This window comes from Streptomyces sp. NPDC058812, from assembly GCF_042744565.1.
Lineage (GTDB): Bacteria > Actinomycetota > Actinomycetes > Streptomycetales > Streptomycetaceae > Streptomyces > Streptomyces thinghirensis.
In genome coordinates this window covers 114,051-139,798 of sequence record NZ_JBHYOB010000002.1, presented here as the reverse complement: position 1 = coordinate 139,798, position 25,748 = coordinate 114,051, and the positions used below count along the sequence as shown (strand labels likewise).

Below are 25,748 nucleotides of genomic sequence, written 5' to 3'. Positions count from 1 at the left end.
AGCTGTGCAGCGTGCCCGGGTTGACGCCTAGGCAGTCTCGTTTGGATCACCGGGCGGACCAGAGGAAGATGCCCGCGATGTGGAGTCCGGCCAGGTAGATGGTGGCGGTCTTCTCGTAGCGGGTGGCGATGCCTCGCCACTGTTTCAGGCGGTTGATGCACCGCTCGACGGTGTTGCGCTGCTTGTAGGTCTCGCGGTCGAAGGCCGGTGGCCTGCCGCCCCGGCTGCCCCGACGTAGCCGGTGTCCGGGCTGGTCAGCGGGGACGGGGATCACTGCCCGGATGCCGCGCTTGCGCAGGTGCTCGCGGATCGCGCGCGAGGAGTACGCCTTGTCGGCCAGGACCACGTCCGGCCTGGTGCGCGGCCGTCCGCGCCGACGGGGAACGCGCAGGCGGGCCATGACATCGGTGAAAGCGGGTGCGTCGCCGGCCTGGCCCGCGGTGAGAACGAACGCCAGAGGCCGGCAGCGGGCATCGGCAGCGAGGTGGATCTCCGTGGTCAGCCCGCCCCGGGACCGGCCGATGGCATGGTCGTCCGGTTCGCCGGCCGGGGCCCCTTTTTGCGGGCCCCGGCAGCGTGCTGGTGAGCCCGCACGATCGTGGAGTCCACCGATACAGCCCAGTTGAGGTCCTCGTCCGCGTCGGCCTGGGCCACCAGGGCGGTGAAGACCCGCTCCCAGGTGCCGTCGACGGCCCACATCCGCAGCCGGTTGTAAACGCCTCGCCAGTTGCCGTATTTCTCCGGCAGGTGGACCCACTGCGTGCCGGTCTGGAACTTGTAGGCGATCGCATCGATCACCTCACGATGGTCGCGCCAGCGGCCACCCCGCTTCGGTGTCCGGTCCGGGAGTAACGGCTCGATCCGCGCCCACTGCGCGTCAGTCAACGGCACACCCGGACCAACGACCGACTGATCCAAACGAGACTGCCTAGCTCCTCGGCGACCTCCCGGGCCGGCCGCCCGGTCTCGACCACGATGCGCACCGCACTTTCACGGAACTCAGCGTCGTACGGCGGCTTCTTCTTGGACCCCATGAATCCCAACTTCCCCTGCAATCACGGGCTCCACGCTACGAGGGGGTGCGCCGTGAAGGTCTACGGCGTAACCGTGGCGATGCCGCAGGGGCATAGCCGGGCGCCTCACCCGTCGATCGATCAGCGGTGAACGTGGGAACCGTCCGCGATCTGCTCCCGACCCAAGTCGCCTCCAGCGGCACGGGACGGGATAGGTGCGTTGCCCGCCGAAGGGCGTGGGCGGGGCTGACGATCCGTCCGGTCACCGCGACCCAGCTCGGACTCGACCTCCTACTGCTGATCGACCCCGAGCTTGTGCCACACGTGTGCGAACTGCTCGATGTCCGCGGTCGACATGGAGGACCGGATTCGGGCGCGCAGGCCCGCCGCACCCCTGCTGACGATTGGGAAGAAGTCCGGCTCCACGTAGAATCCGTTGTCGAACAGGTAAGCCGACGTTTCCAGCGTATCGGCCTCGGAACCCAGCTCCAGGTATCGGATCGGGACGCTGTTTCCCTGGCCAGCGGCACGAACGAGGCCATCGAAAAGCGCAATGTTGCTCGACAGTTTGGCTTGCAACTCAGGCAGAGCCTCACTGCGGTGGAGCTTGGCGGACTCGATGATCGCGCCCAGTGCCGGAGTGTTCAAACGCTGGGACCACATCAACGGGCCGCTGCTGCGCTGGATGATCTTTCGTTTGCGGTCGTCGTCCCTGGGGCCGAACACGATGGCACCGCCTGATGCACCGAAACCCTTGTTCAGCGACGTGATGAGCATGGTCGAATCGTTGATCGCGCCCATCCGGTCCAGAACATAACCCCGGCCCATGTCACCGATCACCGACGTGCTGTGTGCTTCGTCGAAGTAGAGGAAGAGCCCGAACTCCTCCTGGAGCTCGAAGAGTTCCTCAAGTGGCGCTAGAGTCCCTCCCGTGCTGTAGACGGAATCGCAGACATAAGCTACGCGTTTGTTCTTCCTGCAGATGTCGGCAAGAGCCTCGACGTCGTTGTGCCTGATCGTCTCGACCCTGGTCTCGTCGGCACACAGGGACTTGAGCGACGCCATGCAGAAATGGGCGCGCTTGTCGAACACCATCACCGGGGCGACACCATCGGTGAGGAGACCGGAAGCCAGGACCGGCAACGTGGCCCACGCCGCTGCCGAGCACGAATTGAGGGTCGCCACATCCGCCCCGAACAGATCGCCGAGTGCGCACTCGGCTTCTTCGAGAAGCGGAAGGGTCATCCGGACTCGCGACAACGAACTGTTCAGGACCATGTTGCTCCGCAGCGCGGCGATCGCGGCGTCGATGATCCTCGGGCTCTCGTCCAGCCCCAAATAGGAGTAGGACGACATGTTGACCGCTACTCGACCGTCCGGCGCGCTGAGTCTTCCTCCCGGGACGGCCTGCAGCACTGCGCCATGAACTCCGAGCCGTGCCGCCGAGTCCCAGTAGCCGTCACTCAGGTGCCGGAGCTTCTTGACGTCGGAGAAGCCGTGACGCGAATTTTCCATCCCCACATTCCCTCTCACATCCTTAAGGCAACGTTCCGGCCGTCGTGGCGATCTCGTCCTTCATCGCTGTGAGCCGATCCCAGTCCTTGGAGAACACGAGCAGTTCGGCTCCCGGACCGAGATCCGAGTTGCAGCCGAGAACCACAGCCCCTTCACCTGAGTCCTTGTCGTACCTCACGCCCGCCCTCTCGATCGACCGGAGAAGGTCCGCGAGCCCCGCGGGCACAACATTGAGGATGGAAGAGAAGAAGTTGTTGCGGGCGTAGTCGTGCCCGAGGAGTCGTTCGGCGACGGTGTGGTAGATGAGACCGCCGCTCCAGCGAGCGTTGATCTCGTGGAAGAAGACCCGGCCATCGTCCAGCACGATGCCGTCGATGTTCACGTACCCGCGGTAGCCGATGGTCCGGACCAGTTCGATGAACTCTTCCGCGGGCTTCAAGGTCGCCTCGAACTCAGAACGTGACGGGGAGTCCAGTCCGATCCACTTGGCGCTGCCGCCAGAACCCTCCGGCAACTGCTCGTACTTCAGGATCGAGCTGTGCAGGAAACGTGCACGGTCGCCGTCGAGGTGGTACTCGAAGAAGAATCGTTGGTCTGCGCGGTGGTACGTCTCCACCGTGATGAACTGGTTCTGGGTGTCCGTCAGCTGCGACCACAGGGTGTCTGCGAGGGTATCGAGCTGGTCGTTGGCGTACGCCAGGACCTCGCGCGTTCCCGGGAAGGACGACTCCGGCGACGTCGATATTCCGATGTTGCCGTGGCCGCCACCACTCCTGTCCTGCTTGGCGATGACCATTCCGGTCTCAGCGATCAGTTCCTGGATCGCGCTCCGCACCTCAGCCGGACCGCGAGCGACGACGCCGTCCGTCAGCGGGGTACCGAGACCGGCCGCCAGCCTGCGGAACGTCGACTTCATGTTCAGCAGATCGATGCCGTTCTGCATGGCGAACTCGTAGCCGTCGAGCGCTGCGACGTTCAGCTTCCGGGTCAGCTGCGCGGCGGCGCGCGTCGACACGCAGGGGAACAAGCTCCATCCCGAGCCGGTTCCCGTGTGCGCGGCGAGCCGGTCGATGAACTCCGGATCCTGCAGGACCGCTTCGCTCAGCGGAGTCTGCGTCCGCTCCACGTGGACGCTCGTGCCGTCGATGCCGAGGGTGTCCGCAACGTAGCCAGGGAAGTCGGGGTCCACGGTGTCGGGTATGACCAGCACGTCCCCGTCCTCCGCGTGCCACAGGAACCTCGCCGTCGTGTCGGTCGACGACGCCGTCGCATCCGAGATTCCCAACCAGTCGCGAACCTGCTCCGAGTAGTCGGCCCGGAAGTTCGGAAGGATGATCTTTGGCACCCGCGATCTCCGCTCTCTGTGGATACGTCATGCCGGCCGGACGCGTCAGGGATTCTCGTGGCGGAAGTCGAGCTCCGCGTGCAGTTTCGGGATCCCGTCGGACGTGATGGTCACCACGTTGTGCAGATGCCCTGGTCCGTCGGAGGTGAAATCGTCGGTCATGATGACGTCGCCGCCGTGGTCGCGCAACAGGATCGCGCCCGAGAAGATCAGGTGACCGTCGACCCAACCAGCACCGGACGTGACCGCATCGATGTGGTTGCCCCGATCGTCGAAGTAGATCGACACGAACTGCTCGAGCTCGGGGCTCCAGCCGAAGATGTATCGGCAGTGCTGACCCGTCGGGTGCAGCTCGTTCGGTTCCTGGGTGTAGTCCCACTCGTACCACGTGCCCCGGAGGATCGGCGAGAGCTTGCCCCGGAACAATCCCTTCACCGGGGAATCCTCGCGTCCCGGAGGGTACACCGTGGATTCGCATCGCCAGTTGCCCAGGAAGGGGGTGAGGGGGCGCATCTCCTCGCGGGGTACGAACCCATCCGGCACGGGCAGGACGAGGCCCTGCGGGAGTTCGTGGGAGCTGGAGGTCTCGGACATCGTGTGCTGCTCCTGTCGATCGTCGTGCTGATGGGGATCTCGGAACACCGCGTGGTCGGCGTCGCGATGCGCCGGGCCCTCGCGCCGGCCGCTCATCGCGTCGAACGACGTGTGCAGCTACTGCCGGATCGCCGCAGTTCCGTCGGTCAGCACCAGCGACATGCGATGGTTCTTGTCGGCGAACCGGAACGACGCGACGCTGACCGTTGCTCCGAGCGGAGCGAATCCGGCCATGGCCCCGGTGGTCATGATCACGCCGTCGGGCATGGGCACGGCGTAGGTGTTCGTCCCGCCGCCGGCCGACGAGTTGTAGACCGTCACCATTGTGTGCCGGGACATGTTGGCTTCGCGCATCACGCTGCCCGGGATCTCCGCGCTCCCGAGCAGGCAGTCGTCCTTCGTGTCGTTGACGACGAGCCCCGTGATCAAGCTGTTGACCATCAGCCTGGGCATCAGCTCCTCCCTGAGCGGGTGTTCGTCCGGCACCGACCCCAGTTCCTCGTCACCGGTCAGGCGCTCGTACTTCAACGTCCCGGTGTCCAGCTTGTTGCCCGGGATGATGCCGTAGTCGACGATGGGCAGCGTTCCGTCCGCGTGGAGTTCCTGGCCGCGATCCCCGAGCCTGGTCTCCGATATGATGCACACCAGGTCGCCTGCGCTCAGGAAGTGGGCGACGCTGCCGCGGGCTTCCACCATGCCGGTGTCGGAATGCACGACGAACGTGTGCACCCGGTTCTCGATGTTGCTGGCGCCGATGCGAGCGACGATCACCGCCTCCCCGAGCACGAGATCGCTCACGGCGCACAGCTCCGGCGGCAGCGCGATGCCCTCACCGATGGCGGAGTCCGACCGCGCGCTCTCGTTCGTGGATCGACAGGCCGCATCAATGGTCAGGTTGTGGATCGCGCTCCGCTTGCACGGCATCTCGGGACCGATCACGGATGCTCCTCCGAATTCGTTGTTGACTCATTGCCAGGTTCCTGCGCGCCGATCACCTGTCGGACCGGCGCTGCGGGTGTGGATACCGGCCGACCCGTGGACGTCGGCTCGTGCGCATCGGTGCATCGTCGTCTGCGTCCTCGGACCGAAGCCTGCACTCCCATCTTCCGAATTCGAGTTCGTGCAGTCGGAACCCCACGAGATGTTCGACGATTCGCCCGCTTGGTCGGGCAGTCGGCACTGATTTTGATAACCGGCGCCAGCTATCCTGCTGCCGTCGTGGAGATGGTGCCACATCAGAAGCCCCCACTAGTGAGTGGCTGTGATGTTGGCCGGAATTCGACGGCGAGATGTACGCGAGGGCACGTGAAACGGACGCCGATGCTAACAACCATGTCCCCCTCTAACCAGACTTGAACTTCCGGGCGCTTGCTGGTTCTGTGTCGCGCGTGTCGCGCTTCAGAGTTCTTGGCAGAGCCCGTTGCCTACGGGTGTTCTACCGCCTGAGGAGAAGACCCGTGAAGGTCTACGGCGTAACCGTGGCGATGCCGCAGGGGCATAGCCGGGCGCCTCACCCGTCGATCGATCAGCGGTGAACGTGGGAACCGTCCGCGATCTGCTCCCGACCCAAGTCGCCTCCAGCGGCACGGGACGGGATAGGCGCGTTGCCCGCCGAAGGGCGTGGGCGGGGCGGAGCCGCCGTAGTACTCCGGGGCCGGGAGAGCCGGCCGCACGGGGAAGGGCGGCAGCGTGACAGACAAGGAGAGGACTGCAACGTCCGAAGATGCCCTGGTGAACACCGGGGTCGGGATGGCCGCCGCTTGGCGGCTGGGTGTCCCGGTACGGAAGATGCAGCTCAAGTTGCACCAGTGGGCGCAGGCGGATGCCTCGCGCCGATTCGACGATCTGTACAACACTGGTCTACGACCCGGGGTTCCTGATCGATGCCTGGCACAGGGTCGCGGGCAACACCGGGGCGAAGACGGCTGGGATCGACGGGCTGACCGTGGCCGCGATCGAATCCGGGCCGGGAGTACAGCCGTTCCTGATGGACATCAGGGACGAGCTCAAGGCGCGGATCTACCGGCCCGCACCGGTGCGGCGCACCCAGATCCCCAAGTCCAACGGGAAGATGCGTGATCTTGGCATTCCAACCGTGAAGGACCGGGGCGTGCAAGCCGCACTGAAGGCGGTCCTGGAGTCCATCTTCGAGGCCGACTTCCTGCCGGTCTCCTACGGGTTCCGGCCGGGCCGCCGAGCCCATGACGCCATCGCGGAGATTGTGTATCTGGCCCGCCGGGGCTACTCCGTAGTCCTGGAAGCCGACATCGAGGCGTGTTTCGACAACATCGATCACGTCGCCCTGATGGACCGGCTACGGGCCAGGATCTCCGACAAGCGCGTCCTGGCGCTGGTGAAGGCGTACTTGAAGGCCGGGGTCATGCACCACGGCATCGCCAAGGACACCCCCACCGGCACTCCCCAGGGCGGGATCCTCTCCCCGCTGCTGGCCAACATCGCTCTGACGGCACTGGACGAGCACTTCCACGTCCGGTGGCCCACCCGGATGGGCACCAGTTGGCAGCGCGAGAAGCGACGCAAGATCGGAACGGGAAACTGGAGATTGGTCCGCTACGCGGACGACTTCGTCGTCCTCGTCAGCGGCCCGGCCCACCGGGCCGAGGTGTCGGCCCTGTGCGAGCAGGTCGCCGAGGTCCTGGCCCCGCTCGGACCGCGGCTTTCACCGGAGAAGACCCGTGTGGTCCACATTGAAGACGGCTTCGACTTTCTCGGCCACCACATCCGCCGCCAGCGGAAACGCGACACGAACAAGCTCGTCGTCTATACCCGGCCCTCGAAGAAGGCCATCAAGGCCGTCAAGGACCGAGTCTCGGAACGGACCTACAGATACACCCAGAATCAGAGTCTGGCCACCCTCTTGGAGGGCCTGAACCGGACGATGACCGGGTGGGCGACCTACTTCCGACACGGCGCGGCGAAGCGGACATTCAACGCGGTCGACCACCACGCGTGGCACCGCGTCGCGATCTGGCTCCGCCGCAAACACGGCATCCCCAGCAGCCAGTTGAAGGGATTCTGTGACCAGGGATGGAGGTTCGCCGACAGCGGCACCGTGTTCCTCGGCGCATCCAGCGTCATGATCGAACGCTACCGCTACCGCGGAGCTCGGATCCCGACTCCGTGGACCATCGAACCGGCAGCCAACAACGGCTGACCACTGGCCAAGCCACGTGGAGAGCCGGATGCGTGGCCAACACGCACGTCCGGTTCGGGTCGGCGGCCCAGAGAAACGGAACGGCAGCAATGCCGTTCACCGCGCTCTGGGCCGACCGCACATGGTCAAAGCTGCCGCTGCGCCACGTCGAGCAGATCCGGCCGCACCTCGAACACGCCGTCCGGGTGCTGGGTGTCCAGCATGCCTGGGGCCGCAACGCAGCACCGGTTTCTGGCGCGGACGGCGGGCAGCCCCGCCCCTGGACGCTGCCGGTGTCCTACCACGAGATCCGGGGCCTGGTCACCGCGGTCCGCACCGCCTGCCTGATCCTCACCGCGGCGGCCAGCGGCATGCGGACGAGCGAACTGCTGGAACTGCGGGTCGGCTCCCGGCTGTCTCCCCGCATGGTCACCGGCGGCGGCCAGCGGTTCCGCCTGGCCAGCAAGGTCATCAAGGGCCGCCAGTTCGGCGGCGAGAACGACGAGTGGGTCGTCGTCGCCGAGGTCGACCAAGCGATCGCGCTCGCCAAACGCCTCCACGGCGGCGACATCGGCGAACCCGTGTTCGGCGCGATGGTCTTCCACACCAGCTACCCACGGCTGCGGAACTGGATCAACGGCCCCGCCGGGCATCAACTCGGTCTGACACCGATCCCCGCCGGCCCGCTCAACCTCCGGATGCTGCGCCGCACCCTTGCCCAGGAACTAGCCCAACGTCCCGGCGGACTGCTCGCGGCGAAGATCCACCTCAAGCACGTGTCGACTGCCACCACCGAGGGCTACGCCAACCGCCCCGGCGGATCACAAGCACTGTTCCACGCCCAGGTCCAGGAACTGGAAGAGGAACACCACCTGCACCTGCCCATCGACGCGTTCCGCCAGTTCCAAGCCGGACAGCTCCCCGCCGGACCCGGCGCTCGGGATCTCATCGCGACATTCACCCACGTCGACGGAGCGCTCCAGGAGGGCGCCTCGTTGGAGCCGTCGGTGCTGGACACCGACCGTCGAGTGGAGAACCTGCTCCGCACCCACGCAGGAACCCTGCATGTCGGCCCGGCCAACTACTGCTGGTTCCGCGACCCAACGAAAGCGCTCTGCCTGCGGCTGGCCGGGACCACCGAGGCGACTCGGCCGCTGATCGGACTCTGCGACTCGGCCCGCTGTCCGCAGGCCACCCATCATGCCTGTCACCGCCCGATCTGGGCCGAGCAGGCGGCCACCTTTCAAGCGTTCCTGGGCAACCCCAGAGTCCCCACAGGGGAGAAGACCCGGCTACGACGCGAGCACGACCGCGTCCAACGAGTGCTCGACAGCATCGACCAGGCCACCAGCACCGCTATGAGTACACCCGCATGTCCTTCGGTTCCGAGTGGCGAGCCCGACATATGCAGAAGTTAGGGCTTACTGCGTGCGAAAAGAATCGCTTGCTGAGCTTTCGCATCCGGGTCGAGCAGCATCTCGGCCTCGACCACGAATCCGGCATCGCGCAGCCAGGATGCCACCTGATCCGGCTGACGGCGGTACACATGGACCTTCATCGGGTGACCGCCATAGCCCTCCGTCTTCAACTGCGACTCGTCACCCACCTGAAACAGGAGCTGCAGCGGTCCGCCCGGACGCATTGCTCGGTGGAAGTGCCCGAACACAGTCGGCACCTCGTCGTCGGGGATGTGGATCAACGACTGCCAGGCGAGCAGGCCGGCCACCGAAGCAACGGGGAGGTCCAGTTCCGCCATCGAGCCCACCTCGAACCGCAGGCCGGGGTGGTCGCGCCGGGCCACGTCAATCATCCCCGGGGAGAGGTCGACACCGAAGGCGTCGACACCGAGCTCATGCAGGTGGGCGGTGACTTCACCGGGGCCGCAGCCGACGTCCGCGACCGGCCCGCCGCCAGCGACCCGCACGCTGTCGGCGAACAACGCCAGCGCCGCGCAAAGGTACTGGTGTCCGGCGAGGGCACCTCGCACTTGGTCGGCATAGCTGACCGCGACCGTGTCATAAGAGGTGCGGGTGTCAGCCAACCAGTCATCCGTGGTCATGACCGGCACGATATTCCATGATCACGACCTCGTGAACGGCCGACGCAGAGGGACCGATCATTGGCCCGCCAACTGGCCCAGACCTCCGCCACGTTTCCGCAGACCGCAATGCAGGAGTGCACATCATGCCGCTGACCACCGAACAGCGCCGTCGCAACGAGGCCAGCATCCGTGCTGCGATGGACCGCCTACTGCTGGGGCAGCTTCCAGCCCGCGGCGGTTGCAACCTCAAGACTCTTGCACGAGAAGCCGGCGTCGCCAGAACGGGCTTCTACGCACGCACCGACCCACAGGGCAACCAGCGGCCAGGGCCCTATCAGCACCTGGCCGAGGAGTTTCAGCGTCGGCTGGCCGATCTCCGCGAGGCGGGCACCGTCTCAGACCCGCGCGAACTCCAGATCACCCGTGACCATGTGCGGTCGGCCCAGAGCGCGGTGAACGGCATTGCTGCCGTTCCGTTTCTCTGGGCCGCCGACCCGAACCGGACGTGCGTGTTGGCCACGCATCCGGCTCTCCACGTGGCTTGGCCAGTGGTCAGCCGTTGTTGGCTGCCGGTTCGATGGTCCACGGAGTCGGGATCCGAGCTCCGCGGTAGCGGTAGCGGTAGCGTTCGATCATGACGCTGGATGCGCCGAGGTGGCAGCCCGCTCAGCGCGGTGATCGCCTGCTACGGATTACGGATCGATCTTGTGGAGGAAGGCTATGGAACTGTCCCCCGTACGTCGGATCCGGGCGGTCGAACCGGTTTCCGCCAGGAAGTCGTGAACAGCCCTGCTGCACCCGTCCCAGAAGTCGTAGTCGTCGAGGATGACCACACCGTCGACCTCGACGTGCTGGAACATGACGTCGAGGCACAGCTTGGTGGATCGGTACCAGTCCCCGTCGATGCGCAGGACCGCGATCGGATCACCGCAGTAGTTCGGGACGGTGTCGTCGAACCACCCCTTCTCGACAGAGACGTGGTCAGCGTGATCGCCCGAGGAACGGATGAGGGAGAGGAACTCGTCGTAATCCGCGTGGAGGTTGTCGAGGTAGAACGGATCGTCGGAGTCGGACTGCCAGGCGACAGCGTCGGGTCCATCGATGGTGGCCGCCGGAGGAAGTCCTTCGAACGAGTCGTAGAAGTGGTACTTGCGCCCGGGACCGCCGATCTGCATCATCGCCGCGGCCATCCCGCCCTTCCAGGTACCGCATTCGACGAACGCGCCTCGGAGTGCGCGCGATCGCTCATGGATCAGGGCGAGGTTGTCGCAGAAGGAGTCTTCGGGTATAAGCGTGTAGTTCGCAAAACGGTCGTAGATCTCTTCGTAATGGGTCTGGTGCTCTTCTTGGGACGACCGGGTGACAAATTGCCGGAACCACTTCCTCTTGATTCGTTCGGACATATCATCCGCGTCTCGCCACGACCCCATCTTGACAACGTATCAGCAAGGACAGATGGGGGGAAGGTGGCGTGAGCCGACGATATGTTGGACGCGGGTTGCCGGGGCGCGGGATGTCCGCTGCTCCACGGCTCCGAGCGGACGGGCCGTGGTCGTGGTTCTTGCGGCCTTCCCGCCGGTCAGGCCCTCGCCGGCGCGATCTGCACGGCGACCCCACCGCCCGTGCCCGTGTTCTCCCCCGAGCCGTGGCGGGCGCGCGTTCAGCTCTTGGCTGCCCGCACCAGGACGTAGTCGAGGCCGTCGATCTGCGCGTGCAGCGCCGCCTGGTCGCTGAGGTTCTCCCGGACGAGGTCGGCGAGCTCGGTACCGACGCGCTCGACGTACTCCGGGTCGTCGACGGTCCGGAGCGCAGCGCGCAGGTAGGGTGCGAACACGTCGCCGTGGATCGACCTGATCTCGACGTCGTCGAACCCGGCCGTGGCCAACCGGTCACGGTAGGTGTCGACGCCGTACCAGTTCGCCTCCGGTGCCATACCCGCGAACATCGACGTGCGCAGCGGGTCGTCGGTGCCGGTCGCCTGCGGATGCCGGGGCACGATGTCGGTCACGGCGAGCACCCCACCCGGGCGCAGCAGGGTGTGGGCCTGGCGGAAGAACTCCGCGCGCGTGTCGAAGTGGAAAGCCGCCTCCAGCGCCAGCACCCGGTCGAAGGATCCGGCGATGAAGGCCTGTTCGATCGCGGTCGCCGAGCACCGGTGGAAGGTGATCCGCTCGGTGAGGCCCTCGCGTTCCGCGCGCGATCTGGCGTGCGCGAGGTGGCTCGCGGTGATCGTCACGGCGTCGATGGTGCTGTGCGGGTACGTCGTGAGCCATCGGAAGTCCTGCGCGCCGAAACCGAAGCCCACGTCGAGGACACGGTCCCCGGGTGCGAGCCCTGCCGTGCGGGCGAGCGCGTCGGTGAGCGCTTCGCTGGCCCCGGTGAACGTGGTGGCCTCCGCCCAGTACCCGAAGTTGATGTAGGTGCTGTCGTGGGCGAACAGCTTCCCCGGGTCATAGAGCTCGTAGCGCCCGAGGGCCAGCTCCTCGGGCGCGGGCTCGGTCGTGTCGTCGACCAGTGGCGCGGCGCCGTCGGCGGTCGTCATGGTGCTGTCTCCTTCGCCTGGTGGGTGTCGCCTCGGCGGCCCGGTGGGCGGCCCGTGGCGGTACCGGGTCGGGGTCGATCACGATCTGCGCGACCGACCCTACCGACCCTACGTGCTCGGGCGTCGGCGTCCCGGGAATCTGCCAAAACAACGTGCCGCGGCAGGTGTTGCCCGCCGTGCACATCGGCGTCACCAGCACGTTCGGAGTTGGTCCGGCAGTTGTTCCGCAGCAGGTCAGACAACGACCCGAATGGAATCCGCAGCAGCAACGGTGACCCTCGACGCGGGCGATCCGCCCGCCATCGGACCGAGCTGTCCGTCCTCGATCGACCGTCGGAGCACGAGCCTGCTCGTGGGCCCGGGGCAGATGCGCACGTTGACGATCCCGATGTTCATCAAGTAGACCATTGCGTGTGAACAGCCACGCACTCGAACGCCGGCACGGTACGAGGAGATACTGATGGTGTCAGCGGACGGCGTGTGGCCCATCGAGCAGGATCTGGCGGACCCCTCTTTCATGGGCGGCACCGGAGCTGGCGACGATTTCTGGGCGGAGTCCCGCCGTCGGGGCGTCACCTGGCACGAGCCGAGGAGCGATCGTCCCGGATTCTGGGTCGTATCGCGCTACCGGGACGTTCGTGATGCGTACGTGAATGTCGACGGTCTGTCCTCGTCCCGGGGGACCGTGTTGGACGTGCTCCTCCGGGGCCCTGATTCTGCGGGCGGGAAGATGCTCGCGGTGACCGATCCGCCGCGGCACCGCGAGCTGCGCATCCTCATGGCCCGTGCCTTGTCGCCGGAGTACGTCCGCCGCATGGAGCCGACGTTACTCAGACGCAGTCGTCAACTGGTGCGGCGATGGACCGGGAGCGGTGAGTTCGACTTCGTCGAGTCGATAGCGGACCGTATGCCGATCGAGACCATCTGTGATGTGCTGCAGGTGCCGGGCAGTGATCGTACGATGCTGATGGAGTGGAACAAGCAGACGCTGTCGTCCACGAGCCTGGATGATACCCTGCTCGACGCCCTGAACGCCCGGAACGAGATCATCCTCTACTTCATCGATCTGGTGGAGGAGAGACGGGCGGCACCCGGAGATGACCCGATCAGCGCTCTGGCGCACGGGCGCGTACAGGGTGAACAGCTCAGCACAGAAGACGTCGCACTCAACTGCTACAGCCTCATACTGGGTGGTGACGAATCGTCTCGCATGTCCGCGACCTCGGCCGTGAGAGCGCTGCACGGCCACCCTGACCAGTGGCGGTCGTTGAAGAGCGGGTCGGTCGACTACGACACCGCCGTCGAAGAGCTCATCCGTTGGGCCACGCCGGCGATGCACTTCGCCCGCACCGCGGAGAAGGATGTCACCGTCGGTGGGACCCGGATCGCTCGCGGCGACGTCGTGAGCCTGTGGAACGTCTCGGCGAACCGCGACGAGGAGGCGTTCGACGATCCCGGCTCGTTGAACCTGTCCCGGCGTCCCAACAAGCACCTCGGCTTCGGCTGGGGTCCCCACTTCTGCCTGGGTGCCGCCCTGGGCCGGGCGAGTCTCAAGTACCTGCTGCAGGCGCTCGCCGAGTCCGTTGCGTCGATCGAGACCGAGGAACATCCGCAGCGCGTGTACTCGAACTTCCTGTACGGCTACAGGTCCCTCAGGACGACGCTCGTCCCCTAGGCGCCTCCACTCCACCTCCACCGTCACTGCGAAAGGAGCCGGCGGCGATGACCAGCAACACGTCGAACGAGGTTGCCGTGGAAACCGAAGAGAGGTTGCGCCGCGTCCGGGCTGCGCTCGACGATGTCGTCGACGCGGAGGGCCTGCCGGGTGGGGCTGTTGCACTCCTCGACGGCGACAGCACGTACTACACGTTCTCGGGCCACGGCGACCTCGACACCGCGCGGGACTGGTCCGACGAGTCCCGGCAGCCCATCGGTTGCCTCTCCAAGGTCCTCATCGCGTACGTGGCCATGATGCTCGTCGACCGGGGCGTCGTCTCGCTGGACGAACCGTTGTGCGACCGCGTTCCCGGGGCGTGCTTACGACGGGACGGCGTGAGCGCACCGATCACGCTGCGATCCGCGCTCAGTCATTCAACGGGGGTGGACCAGGCGTTCGAGGTCTGGAACCAGGTGAATCCTCGAACTCCTGCAGAGTACGTGGAGGGTCTCCAGGGTTATCGGCAGATCGCTGAACCCGGCCAGGTCTTCGCCTACAACAACATCGGTACGGCCGTGGCTGCCGTGCTGATCGAGAACATCCTGCAGGAGAGTTGGCAGCGCGCCGTCAACACGATGCTGCTCACGCCGCTCGGGATATCGGCGATCGCGGAGCCGGAGGACGGAGGCGGGCTCTCCGGACTCGACGAGACCGTGGTTACGGGGTACTCGGCGCGTGCGGGAGGCCAGGGATACCAACCCGTGGCGCCGGCTGATCTCGAACGGGTGGCCGACTGCTTCGGATCGACCACCATCTACATGACGCCGCACGAGATCAGCCTCTTGGCGCGGTGCGCGATGTCCGACGGTGTCGGCGGGAACGGCGTCCGGGTGCTGTCGGAGACCCTCGCTCGCGAGATGCGCTCGCCGCAGATCGGTATCCCCGGCCATCCGATGTACGACTCATGGGGACTCGGGTGGCTGCTCTTCGACGACGAGTCCTTCGGCTTCGAAGCTGCGACCGAGGGGCAGCACATCTTCCTGAGGATGTTCAAGGAAGAGGACCGTGGATTCCTGGTCATGACCAATTCGTTCCCGTCTTTCCCCCTGTACTCCGAGATCCTGCTGGCCGCGACCGATCGGCAGTGGCCGGCCGACGGAGCTGCCGCCAACACGTTGCAGGAATCCCACTGCGTGGGAACGTACGAGGCGGACGGCCACAAGCTGGAGATCCGGGCGGCGAGCGACGGCATGGAGTTCAAGCTGTTCCTGGGCGGCGGTTCCGAGAACTGGTACCTGCTGCACCAGGGTCAGTCGGCGTTCGCAGGAGGTGGGGCGCTCGTGCTGTCGTCGGTGAACAGGGGGTTCCAGAGCGCGGCGGTTCCGATCTGGGTGGGCGATCGGGCGGAGCCATCCTTCCTCAGATTCGGGATGATCGTCCTCGAGAAGGTCTCCTCGACCGATCCTGGGAAATGAGGGCACGATGAACGCGCACGCGAACCCGCCGTCGACCACGATCAACGATCTCCTCAGGGACCAGGCCGAACGAACCCCGGATGCTGTCGCGATCGTCTACGGCGACGACACGAGGCTCACCTACGCCGAACTCGACGCCGTCATCGTCCGACGGTCACGTGCGCTCGTCGACCGTGGGGTCGGGCGGGAGTCCGTCGTCGCTCTGGCGGTGCGGAACCCCCTGAGCTTCTGGACCACCGTGCTGTCCGTGCTCCGCGCGGGAGGTGCGTACCTGCCGATCGATCCCGACAGCCCGGGGAAGCGGATCGAGTTCATGATCGGCGATGCCTCGCCGTTCCTGATCGTCGCCGACGAGAGCGTCCGGTCGGCTCTGCCGCAGCGGAGCGGCATCGTGACGGTCGAGGCCCTCGACGCCGAGCGTCGTCCTCCCGACCCGGAGCGCGAGGCGGAGCAGCGTCGTGCGCCCGCGACGCGCGACGATCTGGCGTACGTCATGTACACCTCGGGGTCGACCGGCAACCCGAAGGGTGTTTTGGTCTCGCACGCGGGGATTCCCGGCCTCGTCTCCACGCTGGCGACATCGATGGACATCACGTCGCGGAGCAGGGTCCTCCAGTTCGCCTTCCCGACCTTCGACGCGTCGCTGTCCGAGGTGTGCGTCGCTCTCGCCTCCGGGAGCACCCTGGTCCTCGCCGACCGAGCTGACCTGTCTCCTGGGAAGTCGCTCTCCGACACCATCGCCCGTCACGGGGTCACCGCGGTGATGCTGACACCGCAGGTGCTCGCGGCGGCCGGCGACGGAACCCTGTCGACCGTCGAGTCGCTCCTCACCACCGGGGACAAGGTCTCGCTCGGCCTCGTCCGGACGTGGTCCGCGCGGCGCCGGATGGTGAACGGGTACGGGCCGACCGAGACGACGGTCTGCGCCACCGTGAGCCGTGCACTGTCGGCGGACGAGGTCGAGATCCCGATCGGGCCGGCGATGGCGGGCACCGACGCGTACGTCCTCGACGGCCGGCTGGAGCCGGTCCCAACGGGCGAGCCGGGCGAGCTCTACCTGCACGGCCCGCACCTCGCGCGGGGGTACCTGGGGCAGCCGGGCCTGACCGCGTCCCGGTTCGTGGCATGCCCCTTCGCCGAGCCCGGGGACCGCATGTACCGGACCGGCGACCTGGTCTCCTGGAACGAGGCTGGCGAACTGGTGTTCCGCGGCCGGGTGGACGGGCAGGTGAAGATCAACGGCGTCCGCATCGAGCCCGGCGAGATCGAGGAGGTCCTCGTCCAGCACCCTGATGTCGACCAGGCGGTCGTCCGCGCCGCGGGTGGTCGGTTCGAGGACGACGGGCGCCGGTTGATCGCGTACGCGGTGCCGGCGGGCAGCGCCGGGACGTGGTCGGGGGCCAGCGGGAGCGACCCGGGTGCGTGGCGGGACGAGCTGGCAGCGCGGTGCCGGACGTGGCTCGTCGACAGGCTGCCCGCGAGCATGATTCCCGCCGTCCTCGTGGTCCTCGAGCGCTTGCCCCTGATGCCCAACGGCAAGCTCGACGCGGCCGCGCTGCCGGTGCCGGAGTTCACGTCCGAGGCCTCCGCGTCGCCGTCCAGTCCGGCGGAACGCAGCGTGGCCGACATCTTCTGCGAGGTCCTCGGACGCGAGACCATCGGTGTCGACGATGATTTCTACACGGTGGGCGGGGACAGCGTCCGCGCGATGCGCGTCGTCTCGTTGGCTCGCGCCCGTGGCCTGCGGTTCAGTGTTCGACAGATGATCGAGCTCCGGACCGTGGCCAAACTGGCCGCTGTCGCCCGGACGACCGCCGTGAAGGTGCCGTCGTCCGACCGGGCGACCGGGCCGGCGCAGGAGAAGCGCATTCCGCTCCTCCCGGTCACGCAGTGGAACCGGGACGCCGGACCCGGGTTCGAGCGGTCCGCGCAGGCGGCCCTCTTCGAGGCTCCGGACGGCTTCCTCCGGACCGACCTGGTCCCTTTGCTGGAGAAGGTGGTTGAGCGGCACGAGCTGCTCCGATGCCGTCTGGATCGCGACGGCTGCCTGGTCGTCGACCCACGCGCGAACGTCCCCGTGGCGACATCGATCACAGTGGTCGACGTGCCTGACGGTGTCGAGGGCGCGGCATGGCAGTCGCTCGTGGTCGCGGAACGCGACTCGGCAGTGCAGAGGTTGGATCCCGCAGGGGGCGTGATCGGCCAGTTCGTCTGGTTCGAGTCTGCGACGACGCAGGCACGTCGGCTCCTGGCGGTGGTCCACCACGCGGTGGTGGACGGGGTGTCGTGGCGTGTCCTGCTGGATGATCTGGCCGCTCTCTCGGCGCCCGCAGCGGTGGCCGGCAGCCGAGAGGTCCCGCCGTTGCCGGCGACCGGGATGGGGGAGTGGGTCGACATCCTCACCAGGGAAGCTACTGCGCGCACGCGCGTCCAGGAACTCGAGTACTGGCGGTCGGTCGTCGACGGGCCCGACGAGCCCGTGGGGCGCAACCGCCTGGACCCCACGGTCGACCTGACGGACACGCTCGTCCACGCACGTCTCGTACTCCCTCCCGACCACACCGCATCGTTGCTGGCGGCCGCGGAACGGGGTGCGGGCGGCATGGACGGTCTGCTGGTGGCGAGCGTCGCGGTGGCGGTGGCCGAGTTCCGTCGGACCGATGCGACCGTGGGCTCGTCCGTGCTCCTGTGGCTGGAGGGGCACGGGAGGGAGGAGTCCGTCTTCCCGGGCGTGGACCTGACGAGGACGTTTGGGTGCTTCACCACCGCCTATCCCGTGCGTGTCGCCGTGCCGGGGTCCCCCTCCGTCTCGGCCCGCGCAGCTCACGCCAGTGCGGTCGACGCGCTGTCGGGTCTTCCCGACAAGGGCATCGGTTACGGGCTCCTGCGACACCTCAACCCCGAGACGAGGGCCGTTCTCGAGAAGCATCCCATCGGGCAGATCGGCGTGAACTACCTCGGGAGGTTCGGATCGAGATCGGGTTCGAGCTCGGGCTGGGACTTCTGCTCGGAGGTCCCGGAGCTGGGGGCACTCGATGTGCCGGAGCCGCCCGGCCGTTCGGCGTTGACGGAGCTGAACATCGACGCATGGGTGTTCGACACCCCGGGGCAGTCGACGTTCGGTGTCTCTCTCACGGCTCCGCGACGTGTGCTGTCGTCGGGCGACCTGAAGGTATTGGGGGGCCTCTTGGAGCACGCCCTCGCCGACGTGGCCCGAGCAGCACTCGACGACGAGGCGTGAAGCCCGACCAGGACGAGCCCCTCTCACGTCAGGTGGACGGCATGACTTCTCCGCACGGAACTGGTGCCCCTGCTCGGGATCACGGTTCGTACGCGCAGTACCTCCAGTTGGACAAGCTCCTGTCCTTGCAGGCGTGCATCACGAACGGCGCCGGCGAACCCCTGTTCCTCATCATGCACCAGGTCGCCGAGCTGACGTTGAAGCTCCTGGTGGGGGAGATCGACCGCCTGCAGCGCCACGTCGAGCAGGGAGACCTGCTCGACGCCATCACCCAGGTGGGGCGCGCGCAACGCGTCCACGGAGTGCTGAGGGAGACGTGGGAAGTCCTCGGCACCCTGAGCCCGGCGGAGTTCGGGGCGTTCCGCGGTGCGCTCGGTTCGGCCTCGGGTGCCCAGTCCGTCACCTATCGGGAGCTGATGACGCGCCTCGGGGAACGGGATCACACGTTCCTCCTCCGCGGCGGCGTGCCGGCCGCGGAGGCCCGACGTCTGCGTGAGCTGCTGTCCCGGCCCAGCCTCTACGACGCCGTCCTCGAGCAGCTGCACAAGGGAGGCGTTCCCCTGCCGGACCGGTGCCTCGACCGCGACTGGAGTGAGCCCTACGAGGAGCACCCGGACGTGGTCGACGCCTGGCGGGAGGTCTACCAGAACCGCCGCGAGCACCAGTCCCTCTTCGACCTGGCGGAAGCGCTCATCGAGCTGTCCTACGGATTCTGCCGGTGGCGGGCGGTTCATGCGCTCGTCGCGGAGCGGCTGATCGGCGCCAAGGTCGGCACCGGAGGCACGTCAGGCGTGAGTTGGCTGCAGCGGCGGGTCCAGCGCCGGGAGTTCCCGGAGTTGTGGACGGTCCGGACGCTGCTCTAGGGCCCGTCTTCAAAGGTCATCAGGTCGTGGATCATGGTGGGGTGGTACGCCGTCATGAACTCACTGACCAGGAGTGGGAGTTGCTCGCTCCGCTGATACCGCAGGCCGCGACGGGCCGGCCCCGGGTGTCGGACCGGCAGGTCATCAACGGGATGGTCTACAAGATCCGCACCGGGATCTCCTGGCGTGACCTGCCCGAACGCTACGGACCGACAGGCTGCTCGATCGGATGGCAGGCCGGTTCGCCCGTGTGGAGGCCCGCCGCCGTGCCGGGAAGTTCGTGTTCGCGCTGCTCGCGGACCTGCCGCGGAAGAGCTGCTGGAGCATCGCTGAACACGCGGGTGACGCCGATCCGCGCGGCATGCAGCACCTGCTCAACCGGGCGGTGTGGGACACAGACGGCGTCCCCCGACGACCTGCGCGAGCACGTCATCGGCGCGCTCGGCGACACCGACGCGGTGCTGGTGGTCGACGAGACCGGCGATCTGAAAAAAGGGCACCGCGACCGTCGGGGGGCAGCGCCAGTACACCGGCACCGCAGATCGGATCAAGAACGCCCAGGTCGCGGTCTACCTCACCTACGCCGGCGCCCGCGGGCACGCGGGCACGCGGGCACGCGGGCACGCGGGCACGCGGGCACGCGGGCACGCGATGATCGACCGCGAGCTCTACCTGCCCCGCTCCTGGATCCAGGACCCCGAACGTCTCCAGCGAGCCGGGGTGCCCGCCGAGATCGAGTTCGCGACCAAGCCCGCGCTGGCGACCGGGATGCTGATCCGCGCTGGCCGCGGGTGTCCCGGCCCGCTGGGTGGCCGCCGATGAGGTCTACGGCGCCGACCCCAGCCTGCGCGTCGAGTTGGAACGCCACCAGCTCGGCTACGTCCTGGCCATCGGCTGCGATCGCCGCGTCCCAGCCGGAACTGGGCCGGTCCGTGCAGATGCCCTGACCGCCGACCTGCCGCAATGGGCATGGCAACGGCTGTCCGCCGGCGCCGGATCACACGGTGTCGGCGTACACGTGAACGTGCATAGCTGCGTACGGATGAACGTGCAGAGTTCTTGATGTGTTGAGGGACGATGCCCGGCACTCTGCTGCCTGTTGTTGGGGTTGCAGAGAGGGGTGGGCCGTGGTCCTGGATCCGCAACGCTGGCTGGAGTTGCGGCGCTTTCGCGGTCTGGTCGAGTCCGGTGCCATGAGCCTGTCGGAGGTCGCCAAGGAGACCGGGCTCAACTGGAGGACGGTCAGCAAGTACCTGTCTGCCGACGGGCCCGTGTCGCCGCCGCGCCGGTCACCGAGCGGACGGTCCCGGGCGAGAGTGCTCGACGAGTTCGCGCCGCTGGTCGACTCGATGCTGCGGGCGGAAATCCTGATGAAGGCCGCCGTCATCCACGAGCGTCTGGCCACGGAGTACGGGTTCACCGGCAACTACCAGCGGACCAAGCTCTACGTCCAGGAAGCCCGCCCCAGGATCGCCGAGGAGCTTGGCATCACACCAAAGGAGCTGGCGGGCATGCACCGCCGCTTTGAGGTGATCCCCGGGGCCCAGGCCCAGGTGGACTGGGGCGACGAGGGCAAGGTCCTCGCCCACGTGGGCATCGCGAAGGTCTACTCGTTCCACATGACGCTGTCGTACTCGCGCGACCCGTTCTGCTGCTTCACCACCAGTCAGGATCTGCAGACCTTCTTCGACTGCCACCGCCGGGCGTTTGCCCACTTCAGCGGGGTGCCAATGACGATCGTCTACGACCGCACCAAGACCGTCGTCCGCCGCCACGTCGCCCCCGGCGAGGCCGTCCCGCTGCACCCGGAAGCAGTCGGTTTCGCCGGACACTACGACTTCGACATCGACGTGCTGGCCGCCTACCGGCCCACCGGCAAGGGCCGCGTCGAACGGCAAGTGCAGCTGGCCGAACAGGCCGGCCACCGCACGCCCGACGGCCTGCAGCACCTCCTCGCCGGATCGAAGTGGGAGCCCGACGACATCCGCGACGACCTGCAGCAATACGTCGCCGACAAGCTCGGCGAGAACGACGGCGTACTGATCATCGACGACACCGGGTTCATCAAGAAGGGCACCACCTCCGCCGGGGTCCAGCGCCAGTACTCCGGAACCGCCGGCCGGACCGAGAACTGCCAGATCGGTGTCTTCGCCGCCTACGCCTCCGCCCGCGGCCGGGCTCTGGTCGACCGCGAGCTCTACCTCCCGAAGTCCTGGACCGAGGACCGGGAACGCTGCCGCACCGCAAGGGTCCCCGACGAGCGGGAGTTCGCCACCAAGGGCGAACTGGCCCGGCACATGGTGCTGCGGGCCCTCGCCTCGCCGCTGCCCATTACCTGTGCGGCGACGGCGCGAAGGGGCCCCGCGTCTACCACTGGGCGGCAGTGCGGCTGCCGGCCGTCGCCGAGTTCGACTACCAGGGCGAGGTCCCCCACCGGATGCGGTGGGCACTGGCCCGGCGCAGCATCAGCAAGCCCGACGAGATCGCCTACTACCTCGCCTACGCACCCCTTCAGACCACGGTCCAGGAGCTGGTGCGGGTCGCCGGGTCGCGCTGGGCGATCGAGGAGTGCTTCCAGGCCGCGAAGAACGAGTGCGGCCTGGACCAGTACGAAGTCCGCCGCTACGTGGGCTGGTATCGGCACATCACTTTGGCCATGCTCGCGCACGCCTTCCTGGCCGCCACGGCACACCAGCCCTGGGAAAAGGGGGCGCAACCGGTGGGACAGCCGGGGCCGTCGAGTTCACAGTGGCGGAGGTTCGGCGACTCCTGGCAGCTTGTCGTGCCCGGCCCCCGCACCTGAGCGGACACCGCGGACGACACCACGCGCTGAGCTGGTCGAACTGGCGCCGCCGACGCCAAGCAGTCGCCCGCCGCTGTCACTACCTGCGGCGTTGTCGCACGATCGAGGGGCGGTCTCCGTGAGACCGCCCCCGCACGACCGAAGTCCCGCTACACTCCCGCCACCCGGCGAAAGACCAGGTAAGACAGCGAAAACCTGCTGGAGTACTAGGCGGCATCGTCCGCTGTGCGCCGGGTCCCAGGACGATCAGGCGGCTGCACCCCCGCCTCAGACGACCGAGAAAGCCATGCATCCCCACGAGTTGTAGCCCGAAACGATGGCCAGGATCCGATCGCCCGGCTCGATGATGCTCTCCGACGCCATCGCGGACACGTTGATGAGAGCGTCTGCCGCGAAGCAGTGGGAGTAGCCCGCCACGGTGCCCCGGTAGGTCCGGTCGAACGGCACCTCCGCCGCGTTCGCGAAGGTCCTCAGCGTGGGCTCGAGGTAGTTGTTGGTGACGAGGTAGGAGAAGTCTGCCGGACCGAGCCCGGTCCTCTCGTAGAGCGCCGCGGCTGCCCGGCGCACTCCGCGGGCCGTCGCCATGGCCATCGCCATCGGCTCGGACTCCGACGTCAGAGCATGCAGTCCTGCCTCGACGGTCATGGTCGTGCCGAGCAGCTGCAGACCGTGCTCGGGGCGACGGGTACTGACGACGCAGGTGGCAGCGCCATCGCTGAGCACCCCGATGCCGCCACCGAGCAGGCGTTGCCCCGGTCGGCAGACATCGGTGGTGGCGACCAGCGCGGTGGTGGCGTCGCCGCCGCGCAAGCAGGCCACCGCGGTGCGCACGGCGACGGCCAGGTTCGCGCAGTTGGCCAGGCCGACGCCGATCAGCGGGGTGCGGTTCAGTCCTATGGCCTGAAGGAACCGCGCCGCGTCCAGCTCGGGGTCGGCGCTGTCCCAGAACGTGTTGGTCGCGTAGACGACCAGATCGACGGCTGCGGTCGAGGAGGACGGATCGAGCGTCGACGTCGCGCTGTCTGCTGCCAGCTGCCAGGCCTGCCGGTCGGACTGCCGGAAGTGCGCCAGCCCGCCTCGCGTCAGCTGCTCCAGCGCCTCCGACGACAAGATTTCGGGCAGCACCGCGATGTCGTTCGACTCTCCGACCGCGACGCCGATCCGGGTCAGGAAGATGTCGGGCCAGGCTTCACCCGCCCCCGTGGTCATCGTCGAGCGAGGTGGCGGCGGCAGGCGGAGGCGAGTTCTTCGATCGTCTCCGCTCCCTGGAACACCTCGAACGGCAGCTCGGTCGCCAGCAGGCTGTCCAACCTGCTGGCGACGTCGACCGCCTGCAACGAGTCACCACCGAGGTCCTTGGTGAAGGAGTCCTGGACGCTGATGTCGTCGAGGTCGAGCACCTGCTGCCAAATCCGGAGTATCTCCGCCTCCATGTCGTCACGCGGCGCGACGATCGGGCGGGTCCGCTCCACCGGTGATTCGCGGGGCTCGGGAAGTGCTCCCCGGTCGACCTTGCCGTTCGTCGAGAGCGGAATCTCGGGAAGGTTGATGAACCGGGCGGGAACCATGTACTCGGGGAGTCGGCTCGCGAGGTGCTCGCGCAGTTCTCGGCGCCCGGCCCGGCCCACGACGTAGGCCACCAGCTGGCTCTGGCCCTCGGATTCGCGCACCACCGCGACGGCTTGACGAACGTCCGGGTGCGTCCCGAGGCTGGCCTCCACCTCGCCGAGTTCGATGCGGAACCCCCTGACCTTGGCGAGGTGATCGGCTCGTCCTGCTGAGGTCAGGAGACCATCCGCGTCCTGACGGACCAGATCCCCCGTGCGGAAACCCACCTCGGAGAACTGGCCGGCATTGAGCTCGGCCTGGCCGAAGTAGCCCAGGGTGACACCGGGTCCGCTGACGTGCAGTTCGCCGATCTCGCCCGGAGCTGTCGGAGTGTGGTCGGGGTTCAGCACGCGCACGTCGACGATGTCCGTGACCGGGTAGCCCATCGGTGCGGGGCGCTCCTCGCCCGGCTTGCACCGCCAGTGCGAGACCACCGGCACCTCGCTGCTGCTGAACACGTTGTGCAGCGCAGTCTCCGGGAAGATCGCGAAGAACCGCTGCTGCAGGGCCGGGGGCAGGGGTTCGCCCGCACACAGGACATGGCGCACCGCGGTGCAGCTCGCGGCCTCGGGCTGTTCGAGGAACAAGCGCATGACCGACGGGATGAAGGTGGAGATGGTGATCTGCTTCCTGGCCGTCAACCTCGCCAGGTAGCCGAGGTCGGTCTGTCGGCCCGGAGGGACGACCACCGTGCTGCCGCCGGTCAGCAGCGGCCAGAGCAGGCCGTGCACGAGGGCCACGAAGTTCACCGACATCTTGAGCAGGTGGCGATCGCCGGGGCCGACGCCGAACGCGTCGACGATCCACGGGATCTGGACCGCGCAGTTCTCGTGGGACAGAGTCACCTGCTTCGGCCGGCCGGTCGAGCCCGAGGTGCTGAAAATGAAGGCTGCGTCGCCCGGCACCGTGACGACGGCCGGCGCGGTCGTCGACACGCGATCGGACACCTCGAAGTGCGGGTGCGCGAAGTCGAGCCGCTCGGCCGCGGCGCGGGGCGCGATGAGCGCTGCAGCGGCCCCGTTCCGCAGGATCTCCTGGTTGCGCTCGGACGGCTCGTCCGGGCTCAGCGGGAGGCAGACGGCTCCCGCCTTGAGGATACCGACCACGGCCGCGGCGTACTCGACCGAGCGGTCGAGGCAGACGGCCACCGAGTCACCGTGCTCGACACCGCGGTCGAGCAGTGCTTCCGCCACCGCGTTGGCACGGGCGTCGAACTCCGCGTAGGTGACGGAAGCATCGTTGACATGAATTGCATCGAGGTCCGCGTACTTCCTCGCTGCGACCGCGAACAGGTCTATCAGCGTTGCTGTCACAGGCGTACCTCTTATTCGTGTGGGACGAACGACGAGCACGGCGGCGACCGGACTGGGAGCTCGCACGAACCACGGGGGTCCGGGTGTGCCAAATAATCGAGTGCGGGATGTTGGGGAACGCGACGCGCCGCATATCTGGGGCAGTTCACGAAATCAAAAGCATTATCGTGATGTCAAGGTCTCGGGCGTCGCGCAATGTCGCTCGGGTGCGTTCGTGACAGGCCGTCCCATTCCGTCGCCCACCCGTTCTCGGGCTGCGCGAAGAGCCGTCGATCACCGCGTCGATGCTCGACAGTGGGCCGGGGAACGATGCGTGGAGAGCGGTTTCCCGGTAGGGGCGAGGATGCACGGGCCGGACGAGAGCGGGGCGTCGCCAGGCGCCGCCGCCCGGACGTCCGTCGAGCCGTGTTCCGGGGACCGGGACGCGGTGCGGCGCGGCGGGAGCGGAGATCGACGGCGGATCCCGGTGCGTGTTCGCCGGCGCGCCGAGGAGGCCGAAGGCTCCGCCGGATCGCGGTCGCGACCACCGGTGAGCTGGTGCTGGGCGCCGGATCGGGCGGCACGGACGGCCGGGGTGACGGAGC

General features: G+C 67.5%; 20 protein-coding genes and 3 pseudogenes. 13 read left to right on the top strand and 10 right to left on the bottom strand.

Going from position 1 to position 25,748, the window contains the following annotated elements; all coding sequences use genetic code 11:
• Positions 1 to 46: 46 nt before the first annotated feature.
• The 5 genes from ACFW48_RS04660 to ACFW48_RS04640 form a co-directional block, all read right to left on the bottom strand.
• Positions 47 to 891, bottom strand: a protein-coding gene (locus ACFW48_RS04660) for an IS5 family transposase (RefSeq protein WP_386310451.1) whose coding sequence is annotated in 2 segments (ribosomal slippage) — positions 47 to 552 and positions 552 to 891 — 846 coding nt in all. Because the reading frame shifts where the segments join, the coding sequence is not laid out codon by codon here.
• 413 nt (positions 892 to 1,304) lie between these two features.
• A complete protein-coding gene (locus ACFW48_RS04655; protein WP_386310449.1) occupies positions 1,305 to 2,528 on the bottom strand; it encodes an aminotransferase class I/II-fold pyridoxal phosphate-dependent enzyme in 1,224 nt (407 codons plus the stop codon).
• Between the two features lie 22 nt (positions 2,529 to 2,550).
• A complete protein-coding gene (locus ACFW48_RS04650) occupies positions 2,551 to 3,873 on the bottom strand; it encodes a hypothetical protein (protein WP_386310448.1) in 1,323 nt (440 codons plus the stop codon).
• 45 nt (positions 3,874 to 3,918) lie between these two features.
• Positions 3,919 to 4,563, bottom strand: coding sequence for a hypothetical protein (locus ACFW48_RS04645; protein ID WP_249954478.1), 645 nt, complete (start codon positions 4,561 to 4,563; stop codon positions 3,919 to 3,921).
• A gap of 21 nt (positions 4,564 to 4,584) precedes the next feature.
• A complete protein-coding gene (locus ACFW48_RS04640) occupies positions 4,585 to 5,406 on the bottom strand; it encodes an aspartate 1-decarboxylase (RefSeq protein ID WP_386310446.1) in 822 nt (273 codons plus the stop codon).
• 883 nt (positions 5,407 to 6,289) lie between these two features.
• Between ACFW48_RS04640 and ltrA the strand changes: the two genes are divergently transcribed.
• Entirely contained in the window at positions 6,290 to 7,642 is a 1,353-nt protein-coding gene (gene ltrA / locus ACFW48_RS04635; RefSeq protein ID WP_386310444.1) for a group II intron reverse transcriptase/maturase, read from the top strand.
• An 89-nt stretch (positions 7,643 to 7,731) separates the two neighbouring features.
• The gene (locus ACFW48_RS04630; RefSeq protein ID WP_386310443.1) at positions 7,732 to 9,039 is read left to right on the top strand and encodes a hypothetical protein; all 1,308 of its coding nucleotides are present in this window, start codon (positions 7,732 to 7,734) and stop codon (positions 9,037 to 9,039) included.
• Here the strand turns inward: ACFW48_RS04630 and ACFW48_RS04625 are convergent.
• Positions 9,036 to 9,680, bottom strand: a complete 645-nt coding sequence (locus ACFW48_RS04625; protein ID WP_099970846.1) for a class I SAM-dependent methyltransferase — start codon at positions 9,678 to 9,680, stop codon at positions 9,036 to 9,038. The two genes, ACFW48_RS04630 and ACFW48_RS04625, sit on opposite strands and share 4 nt — an antisense overlap.
• A gap of 125 nt (positions 9,681 to 9,805) precedes the next feature.
• On the opposite strand from ACFW48_RS04625, the gene ACFW48_RS04620 reads away from it, so the two are divergent.
• Positions 9,806 to 10,300 carry a hypothetical protein gene (locus tag ACFW48_RS04620; protein WP_249954481.1) on the top strand — a complete coding sequence of 165 codons (495 nt, stop codon included), beginning with the start codon at positions 9,806 to 9,808 and terminating at the stop codon, positions 10,298 to 10,300.
• Positions 10,301 to 10,354: 54 nt separating this feature from the next.
• On the opposite strand, the gene ACFW48_RS04615 is transcribed toward ACFW48_RS04620, so the two are convergent.
• Positions 10,355 to 11,065, bottom strand: a complete 711-nt coding sequence (locus ACFW48_RS04615) for a TylF/MycF/NovP-related O-methyltransferase (RefSeq protein WP_386310441.1) — start codon at positions 11,063 to 11,065, stop codon at positions 10,355 to 10,357.
• A gap of 257 nt (positions 11,066 to 11,322) precedes the next feature.
• Entirely contained in the window at positions 11,323 to 12,204 is an 882-nt protein-coding gene (locus tag ACFW48_RS04610) for a methyltransferase domain-containing protein (protein WP_249954483.1), read from the bottom strand.
• Between the two features lie 250 nt (positions 12,205 to 12,454).
• Here ACFW48_RS04610 and ACFW48_RS04605 point away from each other — a divergent pair, with 250 nt between their 5' ends.
• The 10 genes and pseudogenes from ACFW48_RS04605 to ACFW48_RS04560 all read left to right on the top strand — a co-directional run.
• Positions 12,455 to 12,607: a hypothetical protein gene (locus ACFW48_RS04605; RefSeq protein ID WP_332425640.1), complete on the top strand. Its 153-nt coding sequence runs from the start codon at positions 12,455 to 12,457 to the stop codon at positions 12,605 to 12,607.
• 57 nt (positions 12,608 to 12,664) lie between these two features.
• Positions 12,665 to 13,879, top strand: a complete 1,215-nt coding sequence (locus ACFW48_RS04600) for a cytochrome P450 (RefSeq protein WP_180304072.1) — start codon at positions 12,665 to 12,667, stop codon at positions 13,877 to 13,879.
• A 47-nt stretch (positions 13,880 to 13,926) separates the two neighbouring features.
• Positions 13,927 to 15,336 carry a serine hydrolase domain-containing protein gene (locus ACFW48_RS04595; protein WP_386310440.1) on the top strand — a complete coding sequence of 470 codons (1,410 nt, stop codon included), beginning with the start codon at positions 13,927 to 13,929 and terminating at the stop codon, positions 15,334 to 15,336.
• 7 nt (positions 15,337 to 15,343) lie between these two features.
• Complete coding sequence (locus ACFW48_RS04590) at positions 15,344 to 18,577, top strand: amino acid adenylation domain-containing protein (RefSeq protein WP_386310438.1); 3,234 nt, start codon at positions 15,344 to 15,346, stop codon at positions 18,575 to 18,577.
• A 41-nt stretch (positions 18,578 to 18,618) separates the two neighbouring features.
• Positions 18,619 to 19,440, top strand: coding sequence for a tryptophan 2,3-dioxygenase (locus tag ACFW48_RS04585; protein ID WP_249954487.1), 822 nt, complete (start codon positions 18,619 to 18,621; stop codon positions 19,438 to 19,440).
• Positions 19,416 to 19,592: pseudogene (locus ACFW48_RS04580) on the top strand (hypothetical protein); the annotation flags it as partial. The gene ACFW48_RS04585 and the pseudogene ACFW48_RS04580, both read left to right, overlap by 25 nt.
• Before the next feature lie 77 nt (positions 19,593 to 19,669).
• The gene (locus tag ACFW48_RS04575) at positions 19,670 to 20,095 is read left to right on the top strand and encodes a transposase (RefSeq protein ID WP_386310437.1); all 426 of its coding nucleotides are present in this window, start codon (positions 19,670 to 19,672) and stop codon (positions 20,093 to 20,095) included.
• Positions 19,987 to 20,262, top strand: coding sequence for a transposase (locus ACFW48_RS04570; RefSeq protein WP_386311103.1), 276 nt, complete (start codon positions 19,987 to 19,989; stop codon positions 20,260 to 20,262). Before ACFW48_RS04575 ends, ACFW48_RS04570 begins: the two co-directional genes overlap by 109 nt.
• Positions 20,263 to 20,633: 371 nt before the next feature.
• Positions 20,634 to 21,299, top strand: a pseudogene (gene istA, locus ACFW48_RS04565) (IS21 family transposase); the annotation flags it as partial.
• Positions 21,300 to 21,344: 45 nt separating this feature from the next.
• Positions 21,345 to 22,243, top strand: a pseudogene (locus tag ACFW48_RS04560) (IS701 family transposase); the annotation flags it as partial.
• A gap of 267 nt (positions 22,244 to 22,510) precedes the next feature.
• Here the strand turns inward: ACFW48_RS04560 and ACFW48_RS04555 are convergent.
• Complete coding sequence (locus ACFW48_RS04555) at positions 22,511 to 23,452, bottom strand: hypothetical protein (RefSeq protein WP_164612141.1); 942 nt, start codon at positions 23,450 to 23,452, stop codon at positions 22,511 to 22,513.
• Positions 23,449 to 25,164 (bottom strand): non-ribosomal peptide synthetase, encoded by a 1,716-nt coding sequence (locus tag ACFW48_RS04550; RefSeq protein WP_099965363.1) that lies wholly within the window; start codon positions 25,162 to 25,164, stop codon positions 23,449 to 23,451. Before ACFW48_RS04550 ends, ACFW48_RS04555 begins: the two co-directional genes overlap by 4 nt.
• Between the last annotated feature and the right edge of the window lie 584 nt (positions 25,165 to 25,748).

Coding starts and splice junctions, on each gene's coding strand:
- ltrA (WP_386310444.1), top strand. CDS start 6,290: ATGCCTCGCGCCGATTCGACGATCTGTACAACACTGGTCTACGACCCG.
- ACFW48_RS04600 (WP_180304072.1), top strand. CDS start 12,665: ATGGTGTCAGCGGACGGCGTGTGGCCCATCGAGCAGGATCTGGCGGAC.
- ACFW48_RS04610 (WP_249954483.1), bottom strand. CDS start 12,204: ATGACGACCGCCGACGGCGCCGCGCCACTGGTCGACGACACGACCGAG.
- ACFW48_RS04555 (WP_164612141.1), bottom strand. CDS start 23,452: ATGACCACGGGGGCGGGTGAAGCCTGGCCCGACATCTTCCTGACCCGG.
- ACFW48_RS04625 (WP_099970846.1), bottom strand. CDS start 9,680: ATGACCACGGATGACTGGTTGGCTGACACCCGCACCTCTTATGACACG.
- ACFW48_RS04630 (WP_386310443.1), top strand. CDS start 7,732: ATGCCGTTCACCGCGCTCTGGGCCGACCGCACATGGTCAAAGCTGCCG.
- ACFW48_RS04620 (WP_249954481.1), top strand. CDS start 9,806: ATGCCGCTGACCACCGAACAGCGCCGTCGCAACGAGGCCAGCATCCGT.
- ACFW48_RS04595 (WP_386310440.1), top strand. CDS start 13,927: ATGACCAGCAACACGTCGAACGAGGTTGCCGTGGAAACCGAAGAGAGG.
- ACFW48_RS04605 (WP_332425640.1), top strand. CDS start 12,455: ATGGAATCCGCAGCAGCAACGGTGACCCTCGACGCGGGCGATCCGCCC.
- ACFW48_RS04645 (WP_249954478.1), bottom strand. CDS start 4,563: ATGAGCGGCCGGCGCGAGGGCCCGGCGCATCGCGACGCCGACCACGCG.
- ACFW48_RS04615 (WP_386310441.1), bottom strand. CDS start 11,065: ATGTCCGAACGAATCAAGAGGAAGTGGTTCCGGCAATTTGTCACCCGG.
- ACFW48_RS04585 (WP_249954487.1), top strand. CDS start 18,619: ATGACTTCTCCGCACGGAACTGGTGCCCCTGCTCGGGATCACGGTTCG.
- ACFW48_RS04590 (WP_386310438.1), top strand. CDS start 15,344: ATGAACGCGCACGCGAACCCGCCGTCGACCACGATCAACGATCTCCTC.
- ACFW48_RS04575 (WP_386310437.1), top strand. CDS start 19,670: ATGGCAGGCCGGTTCGCCCGTGTGGAGGCCCGCCGCCGTGCCGGGAAG.
- ACFW48_RS04655 (WP_386310449.1), bottom strand. CDS start 2,528: ATGGAAAATTCGCGTCACGGCTTCTCCGACGTCAAGAAGCTCCGGCAC.